The sequence below is a fragment of the Halomonas sp. KO116 genome (genome assembly GCF_000734975.2).
In the GTDB taxonomy this organism is placed as follows: Bacteria; Pseudomonadota; Gammaproteobacteria; order Pseudomonadales; family Halomonadaceae; genus Vreelandella; species Vreelandella glaciei.
The window spans coordinates 3442331-3457867 of record NZ_CP011052.1 but is presented as its reverse complement, the minus strand read 5'-3'; the positions used below and the strand labels follow the sequence as shown (position 1 = coordinate 3457867).

Sequence of the window (15537 nt, the reverse complement as noted above, 5' to 3'; positions counted from 1 at the left end):
TGGCCATGACCCCCGATCTTGATGCCTTAGCACAACAGATTATTCGCGCCGCTGACGGTGCATCACGCTACTTGGTAGCGCTGGCAGGGCCGCCGGGTGCGGGGAAATCCTATCGCAGTGCCCAGCTCTGCGATGCCATTAATCAGCGCTTGCCGGGCCAAGCCGGTCTGGTGCCCATGGACGGCTACCACTTCGATAACGCCGTGCTGGGCGAGCAGCAGGTGCCGCTTAAAGGCGCGCCTCACACCTTCGATGTGGAGGGGCTGCGCTGCGACCTTGAACGCATTCGTCAGGCTATCCATCCGGTAGCGGTGCCGGTCTTTGATCGCCCGCTGGATCTCGCACGTGCGGGTGGGCGGCTGATCACTCTTGAGCAGCGCATCGTGATCGTCGAGGGCAACTACTTGCTGCTGAATCGCTCTCCCTGGCGCGAATTGCGCCCGCTATTTGATTGGACGTTATTTCTAGACGTCGATGACGACGTACTGGTTGAGCGGCTGATCCAGCGCTGGCTTGAGATGGCCCAGGACCGCGCCGGGGCGCTGGAGCGGACCCACCACAAAGACATGCTCAACGCGCAATTGGTAAAACGCTGCTGTTTAACGCCTGACCAGCGCTGGCGCTAGCGTTTTTATAACCGTTTTAGTCACTTTTATTATCCCCATCGCGCCAAGTAGGCCTTGGCTGGAGAGTTCCCATGACCCAACTTAACAATCACAACCTGGGCAATCTAACCGCCGACGTTGCTGTGCCTCACTATGACCGCAAGACGCTCACACCCGGTATTGTGCATATCGGCGTAGGCGGCTTTCACCGTGCCCACCAGGCGATGTATCTGGATGCGTTGATGAACCAGGGTGAGGCGCTGGACTGGGGGATTGTTGGCGTGGGCGTGATGCCTGGCGACAAACGCATGCAGCAAGCGCTGGCAGCGCAGGATCATCTCTACACCCTGGTGGTCAAGCACCCTGATGGCCAGTACGAGCCCAGGGTCATTGGCAGTATGGTGAATTACCTATTTGCACCGGACGATACCGAGGCTGTGATTGAGCAGATGGCCGACCCGGCGATCCGTATCGTTTCGCTGACCGTGACCGAAGGCGGTTACAACTTTCATTCGGTGAGTGGCGAGTTCGACCTCGATAATCCTCAGGTACGTGCCGACCTGGCCAATCCCACCCAGCCGACCACCAGCTTTGGGCTCGTGGTGGAGGCGCTGGCCCGCCGCCGCGCGCGAGGCATTGCACCCTTTACCGTTATGTCCTGCGATAATATTCAAGGCAACGGTGATGTCGCTAAACGCATGTTTAGCGCCTATGCCCAGGCGAGGGACGCCGAGTTAGGTGCTTGGCTGGAAGCCGAGGTGGCGTTCCCCAATGCCATGGTGGATCGCATTACCCCGGTGACATCACCTACCGATATTGATGAACTCAGTCAGCGCTTTGGCGTTGAGGACGCCTGGCCGGTGGTTTGCGAACCCTTTACGCAATGGGTGCTGGAAGACCACTTTCCCCTTGGCCGCCCGGCGTTTGAAAAGGTAGGCGTTCAAGTTGTCGAGGATGTCGAACCCTACGAGCTGATGAAGCTGCGCCTACTCAACGCCAGCCATCAGGCGCTGACCTACTTTGGTTATTTAGCGGGATACCGCTACGCCCATGAGGTGTGCCAAGATCCGCTATTCGTTGATTTTCTCTTGGGTTATATGCGCGAAGAGGGCACACCGACCTTGGCGCCAGTGCCGGGGGTTGATCTTGAAGATTATCGCTTAACGCTGATCGAGCGTTTTGCCAACCCGCAAATCAAAGATACCCTGGCACGGCTTTGCGCCGAGAGCTCTGACCGTATTCCCAAGTGGCTGGTGCCGGTGATTCGCCAGCAGTTGGCCCAGGGTGGCGAGATAGAGCGCAGTGCCGCCGTGGTGGCCAGCTGGGCGCGCTACGCTGAGGGGGTGGACGAGCAGGGCGAGCCGATTGAGATTGTTGATCGTTTGAAGGCACCGCTGATGGCCATTGCCGCTGAGAACCGCCAACGGTCCACGGCCTTTATCGAAAACCGTGAACTGTTTGGTGACTTGATCGATAACGCCCGCTTTGTTGAAGCCTACTTAACTGCCCTCAAGTCACTGCACGAACATGGCGCACGCGCTACGCTAGAGGGTCTGGCGTCATCCAAAGGAACAGTGTGATGTATATCGGGGTAGATTGCGGTACCCAAAGTACCAAGGTAGTGGTGGTCGACGTTGAACGCGGCATGATTCTGTCGGAAGCAAGCCGCCCCCATCGCTTGGAAGAGGGCGAAAATGGCCGCCGTGAGCAGGCACCGGCCGAGTGGTTGGCGGCCCTGAAAGGCGCATTCTTTGCCGCCCTCGACAAAGCCGGGGTCTCGGCGAGTGAGGTGCGTGGTATTGGCGTTTCCGGCCAGCAGCACGGTATGGTGGCGCTCGATGCGGATGGTGCGCCGGTCTACCCCGCCAAGCTGTGGTGCGACACCGAAACCAGCGCGCAGAATGCCCAATTGGTTGCCCGCCTGGGCGGTGAAGCGGGCTGCCTGGAAAAATTGGGTCTGGTGCTGCAAACCGGCTATACCGCCTCCAAGGTTGCTTGGCTGCGTGAGCATCACCCAGATGCATACCACCGCATCGAAAGCCTGCTGCTACCCCACGACTATCTCAATTTCTGGCTTACCGGCGAGCGGGTCACCGAAGCGGGCGATGCCTCGGGTACTGGCTACTTCGATACCCGCAAACGCTGCTGGCAGTTGCAGGTATTTGAGGAAATAGCCCCCGAGCTAGACCCGGCACGGGTGCTGCCCCGTTTGCTGGAAGCCCATGAGCCGGTTGGCGTGGTGCGCCAGGTAGTGGCACGTGAGCTGGGACTTGGTGATCAGGTCGTTGTCTCTTCCGGTGGGGGCGACAACATGCTGGGCGCCATTGGCACCGGCAATATTACCCCAGGGTTAATCACGCTGAGCTTGGGCACCTCCGGCACCGTTTGCGCCTATTCGGCTACGCCAGTCGAGTGCGATAACGCCATGGTGGCCAACTTCTGCTCCAGCACCGGTGGCTGGCTGCCGTTGATCTGCACCATGAATGTCACCTCGGCGACCACGCGGGTACGCGAGCTGTTCGGCCTGGACCTAGCCGCGTTTGGCGAAAAAGTGGCCAGTGCGCCTATCGGCGCCGAAGGCGTTACCGTGCTGCCTTTTTTCAATGGCGAGCGGGTGCCGATGTTGCCCAACGCCTCAGCTGACTTTCTTGGCCTGACTAGTTTGAATACCACCCAGGCTAATTTATGCCGCGCCGTGGTGGAAGGCGCCACTTTCGGGCTACGCTATGGGCTGGAATTGCTGGGTGATTTAACCGCCGGGGCTAGCCAGATTCGTCTGATCGGCGGCGGCGCTAATAGCCCCGTATGGCGCCAGATGGTGGCGGACATTACCGGTACCCAGGTGATTTGCCCCGAAATTACCGATGCGGCTGCCCTGGGCGCCGCGATACAGGCGGCCTGGTGCGACCAGCGTGCAGAAGGCGTAACGTTGGAATATCTGTGTGAAAAGTTAGTCCACCTGGATGCCCAGTCACTTGCTGACCCCCATCCTGACCGTGTGGCCGCGTACCAACCGATTTATACACGTTATTGCGCAGCACTTGAACAACGCCATGGCGGCGCTTAAAAGCATATCGAGGAGATTTTATGACCAGCCAGCTGCAACAGTTAAAGCAACATTCGCTTGTCGTCGCCGACACCGGCGATCTTGAGGCCATTCGTCGCTATCAGCCACAAGATGCCACGACCAACCCATCACTGCTGCTCAAGGCATTTAGTTTGTCCGGTTATCAAGCGCTAATCGACGAAGAGCTAAGCACTGTAAAAGCCTCTGGCGGCAGCCGTGAAGAGCAAGTCAAACATGCCGTTGATCGCCTTGCCGTGGCCATGGGTAGTGAGATTTCGGCGGTTGTGCCGGGGCGAGTTTCCACCGAAGTGGCTGCTCGTTTGTCGTTTGATACCCAGGCCAGTATCGCCAAGGCCCATGAACTCATCGAGCTGTACGATGCCCGTGGCGTGTCACGCGACCGTGTGCTGATCAAGCTGGCGTCTACCTGGGAAGGTATTCGTGCCGCTGAGGTGCTCGAACGCGAGGGTATTCAGTGCAATCTAACGCTGCTGTTCAGCGAAGCACAGGCCCAGGCATGTTTCGACGCTGGTGTTTTTCTAATCTCACCCTTCGTGGGCCGAGTGACCGATTGGTACAAAAAAGAGACCGGCAGTGAGTACACGCCAGAAAACGACCCGGGTGTTCAGTTTGTGCAGGGCGTGTGTGAGCGAGCCAACCAGGGTGGTTACGACACCGTGGTAATGGGCGCGAGCTTTCGCACCACCGGCCAAGTGCTCGCACTGGCAGGTTGCCCACGGCTGACCATTTCGCCGGCGTTACTGGAAGAGCTAGAGGCGACAGAAGGTAGCGTTACTGCGCAAATCCGTGCCGGGGAAGGTGCGGGTAAACCCACTGCGCCGCTTAACGAAGCCGCTTTCCGCTGGGGGCATAACCAGGATGCCATGGCCAATGACAAGCTGGCTGAAGGTATCCGCCGCTTCCACGACGACCAGCTGGAGCTTGAATCGTTGATTGATAAACGGCTAGGCTGAAAAATACGTTAGCCCATGGTTTAAGTGCGTCGGGGTTAGGGTGTGCCCTGACGTCGGCGACGTTATATTCAGATATGGGGAGCGTGTCATGGATGCCACTCTGCGGCAGTTACTGGAGTCTATTAAGCTGACCCCGAGCGGTGATTTGCAGCCGCTAAGTGGGGGCGATATCGCTGCTGTTTATCGCCTGGAGACGCGGCAGGGGCAGGTGGTGATCAAGCATGACGACGCTGCTCGGTTGCGTGGTGAAGCAGAAGGCTTGCGTACCCTGCGCAATGCCTGTGCGAAGCTAGTGGTGCCGGAAGTGTTCGGACTGGCAGACGGCTGGCTGGTCATTGAGTCGTTAGACACGGTGCCCAGGCCGCAGAACGCAACTGCGCTTGGCGAAGGGCTGCGCAGCTTGCACGAAGTGATTGGCGATGCCCACGGCTGGCATCAGGATAATGCCTGTGGGCTCACTCCCCAGCCTAATGCGCCGCTTAGTGATGGGCGGGCTTTCCAGCGTGAACGCCGCCTGCTCCCCCTTAGCGAGGCGTGCTACCAGCAAGGGCTGCTGGATAGCCAGCTGCGCGAGCGCATCGAGCGCTTGGCCGAAGATCTAGAGCGCTGGCTGCCCGATGCACCACCCAGCCTGCTGCATGGTGATTGTTGGTCGGGGAATGTACTCACCACCCCGCAGGGGCCCGCTCTGATAGACCCCGCGATATATTGCCACTACCCGGAAGTGGATTTAGCGATGCTGACCTTGTTTGGCTCGCCCGGCGAGGCCTTTTTTGACGCCTACTGGAACGGCGACGCCCCGACCGACTGGCCGAGGCGTGAAGCGCTGTTTCAGCTTTACCCGCTGTTGAATCACCTGCTGCTGTTCGGTGCCGGTTACTGCTCGGCGGTTGAGCGCAGCGTGGCGAGGGTCGAGTCCTTCGCTTGAGTTACCAAGACTTATAGGGCAAAAACTTGCCGTTTAACGTTAGCAAAACCCGGTCGCCTTTGGGGTCTTCGATTTTGTCGACTTCCATGGTGAAGTTGATGGCGCTCATGATGCCGTCGCCGAACTTCTCCTGCACGACGTCCTTCAAGGTTTCCCCATAAACGCCGACCACTTCATACAGGCGGTAGATGAAGGGGTCCTGGGGAATTGCTTCGTCCCAGGCTTTGGTGGGAAACGCCACTAACGCTTCGGCGACGTCGCTTTCCACGCCCAGCGTATCGCATATTTGATGAGCCACATCGCTGCTGGCGCTATTCATGCCGTAGCAGGCGGAAGCGACCCAGACCGGCGACATGCCAACCGTTTTACCAATGTCGTCCCAGCTCATTTTTTTACGCGCTTTGGCGGCGAGCAGAGTATGACGCATTTCGAGCTTATCCATGATGGTTCTCCTTTAGAGTTAAGGGCGTTTGACGCCCTTTTTTGCCTAATAGGCTGCGATCAAGAAAAGACTTTTTTGGCCTGAGTGCGGACGTGGGTGGTGTAGAGAACCAAGCCAACCAGCGTCAAACCGCCTACCAAGTTGCCTAGTACGGTGGGGATTTCGTTCCACATAATGTATTGATACAGAGTGAAGTCAGCGCCCATCATCAGACCAATCGGGAACAGGAACATGTTGACAACGGAGTGCTCAAAACCGAGATAGAAGAAGACAATAATCGGCATCCACATGGCCATGATTTTGCCGGAAACCGTTGTAGAGATGGCAGCACCCACCACGCCCATGGACACCATCCAGTTGCAGAACATGCCTCTTAGGAAGAGCACGATCCAACCGGCAATGCCGGCATCCTGATAACCCACCGTTCGGCTTTCACCGACGGTCATCATCGTTTGGCCGACAGCGTTGATCTCTTCAGTGCCGCCCATGGTGAAGTTCAAGTAACCGAAGGTGGCGATAAATAGGGCACCCCCAAGATTGCCGAGCCCTACCAGCCCCCAGCACTTCAGCATTCGGGGTAGTGTGACGCCAGGCCGCTTGTCGAGCCATGCAAGAGGCACCAGTGTGAAAACACCAGTGAGCAGGTCATAGCCCATCAGGTAAAGCATCACAAAGCCGACCGGAAAGAGCAGCGCCCCTATCAAGAAGTTGCCTGTTTGTGTCGCTATGGTAATGGCGAAAATAACTGCCAACGCCAGGGTAGCTCCCGCCATAAAGGAGCGAATAAGTGTATCCCGGGTGCCCATATAGATTTTTGATTCACCCTGATCCACCAGCTTGGTGACAAATTCACTGGGCATTAGATAAGACATAAGCATGTCTCCTGTGTCATTTCGGTTAATTAACGCTTAACCCAAGAGTTTTAGAGTTTCCTGCTAGGAGCAATAAATAGGAGCAATAAAACCGATGGCTGCGCCTTCCTGGTGCAAAAGAGATTAAGCGTGTGGCGCTATCGCACTATCACTGTTTGTATTGCGATTTATGTGCCAACTCTTGATTGTGCTGATTAACCGTTTGTTTTTAATTAATTTATTTTTTTGGCATTGGTTTTGAATCACTCGAATAGTTACGAAAAATCGTAAATAACGATATTTCGTTGTTTTATTAACGAAAAATCGTAACTGGCGTGGGAATTGAATGGTTCATTAGTGAAGATCACCTTGAATCCTGAGGTAGTAGCTAATGCTTATGCAGGAAACCACGCACGCCACAGCCTCTGCACTCATGGGCGGCTACTCACCGCTTGCCATGATTGTGATCGACCCCTTTACCGATCAGCTATTGGCTGCCAATCCGGCTGCCTGTGAGCTGCTATGCATTGAACAGCTATGTACTGAGCAAACAGGTATTGAGCAAGGCATGTCTCTAGCGGCTCCCTTTAGCCACCGTTTGAGTGCGTCACTGCCGCTATGGGTGAGCTTTACGGATGAGGCGCTGGTGCAAAAAACCGCCTGGTCGGATGATTTGGTGATACTCGATATGCTGCGCCAGCCCTACCGGGTAGAGGTTTATGCCCAGTGCATTGAAGACTCTGACCAGCTTCTGTTAACGCTGATTGATCGTAATAAAGCCGAGCAGCGACGTGCCAAGGCAGAGCTTGGTCGCCAGCACCGCCAGGGTGAAGTGGGCTGGCAGCGTGTCGAGCAGGTCTTCGAGCGCATTGAGAAGCAGAACCAGCTGATTCTCGGCGCGGCAGGCGAGGGCATTTATGGCCTGGATGCCGAGGGTAAAACCACCTTTGTTAATCCCGCCGCGGAGCGCATTTTAGGCTGGAGTACCGAGGACATGGTGGGCCACGACGCGCATCTGATGTTCCATCACACCCACGCCGATGGCAGCCAATTTCCGGTGCAGCAGTGCCCGATTCATGCCTCGTTTAGTGATGGTCAGGTCCATCACGTCGATAACGAAGTGTTTTGGCATAAAAACGGCGAAGCGATCCCGGTCGAGTACACCAGTACACCGATTTTCGAGATGGGCCGTTTGGTCGGGGCAGTAGTGTTGTTTCGTGATATTCGTGAGCGTAAGCGCGCCGAGCAGCAGCTGCGCGATGCGCTGGCTGAAGTGGAGACGCTCAAACAGCGCCTAGAGCTAGAGAACGAATACCTCCAAGAAGAGATAAAAGCGGAGTTAAATCACCGCGATATCGTGGGCAATAGCCCGGCGGTGGCACAACTGATTAAACAGATAGAGATGGTCGCGCCCACTAATGCCAATGTCTTGATTAGCGGCGAATCCGGTACTGGCAAAGAGCTGATCGCCCGGGCTATTCATGCGGGCAATGCGCGCAGCGATCGGCCGCTGATCCGCGTGAACTGCGCCGCTATCCCGCGAGATCTTTTCGAGAGTGAGTTTTTCGGCCATGTAAAAGGCGCCTTTACCGGTGCCGTGCAGGATCGTCCCGGGCGTTTTGAGCTGGCCCACGGCGGTACGCTGTTTTTAGATGAAGTCGGTGAAATTCCCTTGGAGCTGCAGAGTAAGCTGCTGCGTGTATTGCAGGACCAGCAGTTTGAAAGGGTGGGTGACAACCGCACACGGGAGGTCGATGTGCGGGTCATTGCAGCGACCAACCGTGAACTGCGTGACATGATCGAAGCGGGCCACTTTCGGGAAGACCTCTACTTCCGCCTTAACGTCTTTCCCATTGATTCGGTGCCACTACGTAAGCGGATTGAGGATGTGCCGCTACTAGCGCGTCATTTTTTGCACCGTGCCTGTCTTAAATTCAATAAGCCCGGCGTGCGTATTCCTCCCGCCCAATTAGAAATACTCCAGCGTTACCCCTGGCCCGGCAACATTCGTGAGCTGGAAAACGTCATTGAGCGACAGGTGATCGTCACCCAGGACCGGCGCCTGGTATTTGATGACCTGCTGCTGAGTGAACCGCCGCGTTTGTCAAGCCGCAATAACTCGGTGCACTCGGTGGCTCATTCTAGTGGGCAACAAAGTGAAGCACCGCTGCTAACCGAACATGCGCTTAGCCAGCGCCAGCAAGAAAGCACCATTGCCGCTCTATCCAAGGCGGGCGGCAAAGTGTCTGGGGCGGGCGGCGCTGCGGAGCTACTGGGGATCAAGCCAACCACGTTAGCGTCACGGCTAACAAAGTGGGGCATTGATCCAAGGGAATTTCGTAAAAGAAAGCCGCATCTATCGTCAAAGTCTCATGCTTTGGACTAAGGTAAGCTGGATGCGACTTGACAATAGGCCGTACACACAATTTTAGATTGTTCAAGGCTAGCATACATACATGAATGTAACTATAATGCTCATCTTTCTGAGTGGCTTAATGCGCTGAGTGAGTTTGTAAGCTTAGATTCTTTGTAAGCTGAGAGACTTCGTAAGATGAGAAGCTTAGTTCGTTCGCCATCCTGACGCTGATACTTAGAGGCAACCCCATGCGACTGGCACACTGGGCAGTCAATGCCCCTTTACGACCCTTACTGTTAGCGGTATTCACAGCTTCTTTTGTGTTGCCTGCTCAAGCTGCTGACCTCCTCACGATTACCCGTGATGCGTTAGACAATAATGCGGCATTAGCATCGGCACGTTCCGAATATTTAGGCGTTGAAGCTGGCCGAGATGTGGCACGCAGTGGTTTGCTCCCCCAAGTTAACGCAACCGGTAATGTTGCCCACAACCAGCAGTACGAAAGTAAGACATCGTCGCGTGCAGGTACTGGCACAGGCACCGGTAATGTGAGTACCGGTGATGACCGTTACAACACCGTATCGCTCACCTTAGAAGCCACCCAGGCGCTTTATAACGAGGTGACACGCAGAGAAGTCACTCAGGCCGAGCGTCAGATTGACCAGCAGGTATATCTGCTAGCGGCCACCGAACAGCAGCTACTGATTGATACCGCCAGTGCCTATTTTGATATTCTGCGCGCCCATGAAATATTAGAAGCACGTTTCGCTCAAGAGCGGGCGATTGGCCGTCAGCTTGAGCAAGCCGGCGAGCAGTTTGAAGTTGGCTTGATTGCGATTACCGAAGTCGAAGAAGCGCGTGCCACCTTTGACCAGTCTCGTGCTGACCGCATTGCCGCAGAAAGTAATCTTCAAGTGGCTTTTGAAGCATTGGAGCAGCTGACCGGCCAACGTTATGCCAGCATTGAAGCACTGGGCGACAGCATGCCGGTTGGCCTTCCCGAGCCAAGTAGTCGCGACTACTGGGTTGAACAGGCCCTTGAGCTTAACCCGCAGGTATTGGCCCAACAGGCCGGTATTGAGGTAGCACGCAGCGGCGTAGAAATTGCCCGGGCGGGCAACTTACCTACGCTTCAAGCGTTTGGTAATTATCAATACAGTGACAGTGATGTTGATAATACCACCGGTGAAGATTCCTCTAGCCAGGTGGGCTTAAGCGCTAATTTGCCGATTTATACCGGCGGCCGTACCAGCGCCAGTATCCGTCAAGGGACCTATCAACTGGAAAGCAGCCAGTATGATTTCGAGTCTCAGCGTCGCTCTTCGATCCAGCAAGTCCGCTCGCTGTATACCCAAGTCAGCAATGATGTGGAAACCGTTGAAGCCCGCCAGCAGGCTATTGTCTCCAACCAAAGCGCCTTAGAGGCTACCCGCGCCGGTTACGAGGTTGGTACCCGTAACATCGTGGATGTGTTGAACGCTGAGCAAAACCTCTACAACGCGATCGCCAACTACGCGGAAGCTCGCTACGACTATGTGGTGAATTTGCTCTCGCTGCGCCAACAAGCCGGTCGCCTGGACGTTGAAGCCATTGAGGAAGTCAATGCGTGGTTAACCGGCGATGAGGTGAACTTTATCTTGCCAGAAAGTGACGGCAACGACCGCTATGACAGCGCTCTCGACATTGGTGCACCGCCCCAACCGGGTATGTAATTTGCTGCTGTTTTGGGGATGACCCAGGTGCGCAAGTGCTATCAGTCGACTTTTAAAAGATACATGGGAACTTAACGTATGAAGAAGATGATTCACTCACGCCGAGCGAGTCTAGTAACGCTGGTAGCCGCGCTGGCACTCGCGGCCTGTGGTCAAGAGCAAACCGAGGCGCCCCAGCAGGGCGCTGAACAAGAATCCCCGCCCCATCAAGTAGCAGTAACTGAAATGGCGCGTCAGGATATACCGCTGGATAAATCCTACCCCTCCTTGCTACGCAGCGATGATGAAGTCACTTTGGTGGCACGTGTAAACGGTTTTCTTGAAGAGCGTCACTTCGAACCAGGCCAACTGGTAGAAGAGGGCGATAGCCTTTACACCATTGAGCCTGATCTTTACCAGGCAACCGTTAATCAGCGGGAGGCTGATTTACAAAGCGCGCGTGCTGAGCTTTCCCGTGCCCAGCGCGATGCCCAGCGTTTCGAGCAGTTGCTAAGTCAGAACTCGGTCAGCCGTCAGCAGTACGACCAAGCGCTCGCTGACCAGCGAGTCGCCCAAGCAAGCGTAGCGCAGGCCGAGGCGGCATTAACCAGTGCTAACTTAGACCTAGGTTACTCGCAGGTAACTGCTCCGGTGTCGGGCATGATCGGTTTAAGCCAAATTAACGTGGGCAATTTAGTGACTTCTGGCACTGAGCTAGCCACCATCACGCCGCTTGATCCCTTAGAAGTGCGTTTCCAGTTGCCTCAGCGCGATGCCTTTGAGTTGCGTCGTCAGTTGAGCGATGGAGGTGAAGCATCGGATATTCGTGCACGTCTAAGTATTCCGGGCGTGAGCGGCGGCAGTGATTCCGAATTGGAAGGGCGTTTAGACTTCCTGGGTTCCAGTGTGGATCAAGGCACTAGCACCGTTCAGGCATCCGCAACGTTTGAAAACCCTGAAGCGAGCGTACTACCCGGCCAATTTGTCCGCGTACGTATCGAAGGCTTAAAGCGCTTTGATGTGATAGCCGTGCCAGAAATTGCGGTGACCCAAGGCTTGATGGGCCCGCAGGTGTATGTGCTGGATGACGAGGATAAAGCCCGCGAACAGACGGTCTCTTTAGGTGAAGTGGCAGGCCCTTGGCAGTTGATTCGTGAGGGCTTGGAGCCGGGTGATCGCGTGGTGGTTGGCGACCCTGCTGGTTTAGAACCGGGTATGGCGATTGATCCTCAGTCGTTTGATGGCAACGCTGAATACATCGTTGAAGATGTAGAGCAAGAAGAGGAGCAAGAACAGGCCGAGGCAGCGCAAGCGATGGAAGCAGGGGCCGCCGATGGGCAGCCCGCTGAAGGGGAAGAGGGTGCGCAATAATGAACTTCTCTAACTTCTTCATCAGCCGCCCGATATTTGCCACGGTGCTGGCCATTATCGTGACGTTGGTGGGTGTTATGTCGATGCGGGTGCTGCCGATTGAGCAGTATCCCAGCGTGGTACCGCCAACAGTGTCGGTACAGGCGCAGTTCCCTGGTGCGGATGCGGAAACCGTCGCGCAAACCGTTGCGGCACCGCTTGCGGAGGCCATTAATGGCGTTGAGGACATGTTGTACATGACCTCTAACAGTGCTGATAACGGCACCATGAGCCTCAGCGTGGCATTTGATATCGGCACCGATGGCGATATTAATACCATCAACGTCAACAACCGCGTTCAAGGGGCGCTTTCGCAGTTGCCTGAAGCTGTACAGTCCCAAGGCGTGACTGTGGAGCTGCGCTCAGACTCTATTTTGATGTTGGTGGCATTGACCTCACCTAGTGGGGACTACAACAACATCTATATGCAGAACTACGCCACGCTAAACGTGCTTGATGAACTGCGTCAAGTGCCTGGGGTGGGTAATGCCGAAGTGTTGGGTGGTGGTGAGTTCGCCATGCGTATCTGGATGGACCCGGATAAATTGGCGCAGTACGATCTAACGCCTAGCGAAGTGGCGAGTGCGATTAGAGCGCAGAACACTGAGATTCCGGCTGGTAGCTTGGCATCAACGCCGCAAAGTGAACCGCGTGCCTATACCTATACGATTACGGCGGGTGGTCGACTGAATAACGTCGATGATTTCCGCAATATTTACCTGCGCACCAACAGCGATGGTTCCTCACTACGTTTGGAAGACGTAGCGCGCATTGAGCTGGGGGCATCCTTTTACGGGGTTGATGCACGTTTGAACGGCTCTACCATGACGCCGATCATCATTAATCAGCAGCCTGGGGCCAATGCGCTAGCAACCGCAGATGCTGTGCGGTCTACCATGGACGAGCTGGAAGGGCGCTTTCCGCCTGGGTTGGAGTATGTCGCGCCTTATGACACCACGCTCTTCATTGATGCCTCAGTTGAAACCGTACTTAAAACCTTTGTGGAAGCTTTCCTGATCGTTATTGTCATTCTGTTTATTTTTCTGCAGAACTGGCGCTTTACGGTGATTGCCATGTCGGTCGTGCCCGTCGCGGTGGTGGGGACATTTGCTGGCTTCTACCTGTTCGGTTTTTCGATCAATCTGCTGACGCTGTTTGCGCTGGTATTATCGATAGGCATAGTGGTCGATGATGCCATCCTGGTGGTGGAGAACGTTGAGCGGGTGTTGAGTGAAGAGGAGGATATCAGCGTAACGGATGCCACTATCCGCGCAATGAAAGAAGTCGGCGGACCCGTTATCGCCACCTCACTCATCATGGCGGCAGTGTTTGTACCTGTTGCCTTCTTGGGCGGTTTCACCGGCCAGATTTATCAGCAATTTGCGATTACAGTGGCAATCTCTGTGGCGCTCTCGGCGGTCATGGCATTGACCTTCACGCCCGCGCTGTCAGCGATCTTCATCAAGCACAAGATCGCCGGTGCCGGGCAGTCCAAGTTCAAACGAGCCCTGCATACGCCGCTGCGCCTGTTTGACCGTATGTTTGCGGGGATTACCGCCGCTTACATGTTGGTGGTAAAAGGCTTGGTGCGTTTTTGGGTATTGGCGTTGGCGCTCACGGTGCTGACCGGGGTGGGGTCGTACTGGCTCTACGCCAATACGCCCTCGACCCTGGTACCCGAGACCGACCAGGGGATCGTGCTGGTCAGCGTATCGCTTCCCGATGCGGCGTCCCTTGATCGTACTCAGCGCTATATGGAGAAACTTAGTGCCGAGATTGAAAAAATCCCTGGCGTTGAATACTCCTCAGCGGTGGCAGGTTACGACATTCTTTCCAGCGCTGTTAACACCGCGCGTGGGATTATGTTCGTCAATATGCACCCCTGGGCTGAGCGAGATCTGACGGCCAGCGAACTCGTAGGTCAAATTATGGGGCTGGGCGCCAGTATCGACGGCGGTTCGGCAATGGCCTTTAATGTGCCGCCCATTATGGGACTTTCGACGACGGGCGGTTTCACCGGTTATTTGCAATCTTTTGAAGGGTCGACGCCGCGGGAGCTTTACGAAGCTTCGCTACAAATTATGCAGAAGGCGAATGAGCACCCTGCGCTTAACCAGGTATTCTCAACCTTCAACGTGAACGTTCCCTCGTATCGGGCCAACATTGATCAGCAGAAGGCGCTCAGCTACGGTGTGGCGCTGGAGAACATTAACTCGGCTTTATCCAATACGTTTGGTAACGGCTTTGTGAACTACTTCAGCTACCAAAACCGTAATTTCCAGGTGTATCTGCAAAACGAGGATGAATTCCGTAAAACGCCAGAAGACGTGAGCAACGTTTATGTTCGTGGCGGTAATGGTGAGCGTATTCCGCTTTCGGAGTTTGTTGAGCTTGAGCGTCAAACGGGGCCGTCTGTGGTATCGCGATTCGGTGTTTACGCCGGTGCTCAGTTTCAGGGTAATCCCGCGCCTGGCTATAGCTCGGCGCAGGCGATTGAAGCGATGGAGCAGGTGGTTCAAGAAACGCTGGGAACCAACTGGGGCATGGGCTGGACCGGTACGGCGTATCAAGAGTCGAACCTGGGTAATGCTGCGACCCTGGCGATTGTCTTCGGGCTATTGATGGTGTTCCTGATTCTGGCGGCTCAGTATGAAAGTTGGTCTTTACCGCTGGCGGTACTGACAGCAACGCCCTTTGCTTTCCTCGGTGGTATAGGTGGCATCGTGCTGCGCGGGCTGGACACCAGTGTGTATGTACAGATCGGTATGCTAGTGGTGGTCGGGCTTGCCGCGAAAAACGCTATTCTGATCGTAGAGTTCGCCGAACTTCAGCGTAAAGAGCAGGGTAAAACCATTCGCGAAGCGGCAGTTACCGCAGCAGAGCTACGTTTCCGCCCCATCGTGATGACCTCTTTAGCGTTTATCTTCGGTACCTTGCCGTTGGCTTTAGCGACCGGCGCCAGCGACATTAGCAGCCATCACATTGGTACCACGGTGGCGATGGGTATGTTCTCTGTTGCCACTTTGGGCAGCCTGTTTATTCCCAGTTTTTACGCCATGATTGCGACAGCTTCTGATTGGTTAGCTCGCAAAATGAAGGGGAAAAAGCATGCTTCTAACCAGCCAGCGCTGGAGCATGATCACCACTAAGGTTTACGCCTAAGCCGATAAACCAACGTGTAAAGAAACGGGTGCTCCCTGCGGGGAGCACCTT

General features: G+C 55.5%; 11 protein-coding genes. 9 read left to right on the top strand and 2 right to left on the bottom strand.

Annotation, left to right across the window (positions count from 1 at the left end; all coding sequences use genetic code 11):
• Positions 1-5 precede the first annotated feature (5 nt).
• From KO116_RS15895 to KO116_RS15875, 5 genes are all read left to right on the top strand, one after another.
• Positions 6-626: a nucleoside triphosphate hydrolase gene (locus KO116_RS15895; protein ID WP_035559703.1), complete on the top strand. Its 621-nt coding sequence runs from the start codon at positions 6-8 to the stop codon at positions 624-626.
• Between the two features lie 71 nt (positions 627-697).
• Positions 698-2185 (top strand): mannitol dehydrogenase family protein, encoded by a 1488-nt coding sequence (locus tag KO116_RS15890; RefSeq protein WP_035559593.1) that lies wholly within the window; start codon positions 698-700, stop codon positions 2183-2185.
• Complete coding sequence (gene xylB, locus KO116_RS15885) at positions 2185-3672, top strand: xylulokinase (protein ID WP_035559596.1); 1488 nt, start codon at positions 2185-2187, stop codon at positions 3670-3672. Before KO116_RS15890 ends, xylB begins: the two co-directional genes overlap by 1 nt.
• A gap of 20 nt (positions 3673-3692) precedes the next feature.
• Complete coding sequence (tal, locus tag KO116_RS15880) at positions 3693-4646, top strand: transaldolase (protein ID WP_035559598.1); 954 nt, start codon at positions 3693-3695, stop codon at positions 4644-4646.
• Between the two features lie 88 nt (positions 4647-4734).
• The gene (locus KO116_RS15875; protein WP_035559601.1) at positions 4735-5574 is read left to right on the top strand and encodes a fructosamine kinase family protein; all 840 of its coding nucleotides are present in this window, start codon (positions 4735-4737) and stop codon (positions 5572-5574) included.
• 1 nt (position 5575) lies between these two features.
• On the opposite strand, the gene cynS is transcribed toward KO116_RS15875, so the two are convergent.
• A complete protein-coding gene (cynS, locus tag KO116_RS15870; protein WP_035559604.1) occupies positions 5576-6016 on the bottom strand; it encodes a cyanase in 441 nt (146 codons plus the stop codon).
• Between the two features lie 59 nt (positions 6017-6075).
• Positions 6076-6888: a formate/nitrite transporter family protein gene (locus tag KO116_RS15865; protein ID WP_008958187.1), complete on the bottom strand. Its 813-nt coding sequence runs from the start codon at positions 6886-6888 to the stop codon at positions 6076-6078.
• Positions 6889-7258: 370 nt separating this feature from the next.
• Here KO116_RS15865 and KO116_RS15860 point away from each other — a divergent pair, with 370 nt between their 5' ends.
• The 4 genes from KO116_RS15860 (at position 7259) to KO116_RS15845 (ending at position 15473) form a co-directional block, all read left to right on the top strand.
• Positions 7259-9253, top strand: coding sequence for a sigma-54 interaction domain-containing protein (locus tag KO116_RS15860; RefSeq protein ID WP_082072614.1), 1995 nt, complete (start codon positions 7259-7261; stop codon positions 9251-9253).
• 218 nt (positions 9254-9471) lie between these two features.
• Complete coding sequence (locus KO116_RS15855; protein ID WP_035559610.1) at positions 9472-10935, top strand: TolC family outer membrane protein; 1464 nt, start codon at positions 9472-9474, stop codon at positions 10933-10935.
• Positions 10936-11013: 78 nt separating this feature from the next.
• Positions 11014-12285, top strand: a complete 1272-nt coding sequence (locus KO116_RS15850; RefSeq protein ID WP_035559613.1) for an efflux RND transporter periplasmic adaptor subunit — start codon at positions 11014-11016, stop codon at positions 12283-12285.
• Positions 12285-15473, top strand: coding sequence for an efflux RND transporter permease subunit (locus tag KO116_RS15845; protein WP_035559616.1), 3189 nt, complete (start codon positions 12285-12287; stop codon positions 15471-15473). The genes KO116_RS15850 and KO116_RS15845 overlap by 1 nt, the downstream gene beginning before the upstream one ends.
• Positions 15474-15537: the final 64 nt, after the last annotated feature.

What these genes read in the sequence shown, in the direction of transcription:
- cynS (WP_035559604.1), bottom strand. Translation starts at nt 6,016, where the DNA reads ATGGATAAGCTCGAAATGCGTCATACTCTGCTCGCCGCCAAAGCGCGT.
- KO116_RS15890 (WP_035559593.1), top strand. Translation starts at nt 698, where the DNA reads ATGACCCAACTTAACAATCACAACCTGGGCAATCTAACCGCCGACGTT.
- KO116_RS15850 (WP_035559613.1), top strand. Translation starts at nt 11,014, where the DNA reads ATGAAGAAGATGATTCACTCACGCCGAGCGAGTCTAGTAACGCTGGTA.
- KO116_RS15895 (WP_035559703.1), top strand. Translation starts at nt 6, where the DNA reads ATGACCCCCGATCTTGATGCCTTAGCACAACAGATTATTCGCGCCGCT.
- KO116_RS15845 (WP_035559616.1), top strand. Translation starts at nt 12,285, where the DNA reads ATGAACTTCTCTAACTTCTTCATCAGCCGCCCGATATTTGCCACGGTG.
- KO116_RS15865 (WP_008958187.1), bottom strand. Translation starts at nt 6,888, where the DNA reads ATGTCTTATCTAATGCCCAGTGAATTTGTCACCAAGCTGGTGGATCAG.
- xylB (WP_035559596.1), top strand. Translation starts at nt 2,185, where the DNA reads ATGTATATCGGGGTAGATTGCGGTACCCAAAGTACCAAGGTAGTGGTG.
- KO116_RS15860 (WP_082072614.1), top strand. Translation starts at nt 7,259, where the DNA reads ATGCTTATGCAGGAAACCACGCACGCCACAGCCTCTGCACTCATGGGC.
- KO116_RS15855 (WP_035559610.1), top strand. Translation starts at nt 9,472, where the DNA reads ATGCGACTGGCACACTGGGCAGTCAATGCCCCTTTACGACCCTTACTG.
- KO116_RS15875 (WP_035559601.1), top strand. Translation starts at nt 4,735, where the DNA reads ATGGATGCCACTCTGCGGCAGTTACTGGAGTCTATTAAGCTGACCCCG.
- tal (WP_035559598.1), top strand. Translation starts at nt 3,693, where the DNA reads ATGACCAGCCAGCTGCAACAGTTAAAGCAACATTCGCTTGTCGTCGCC.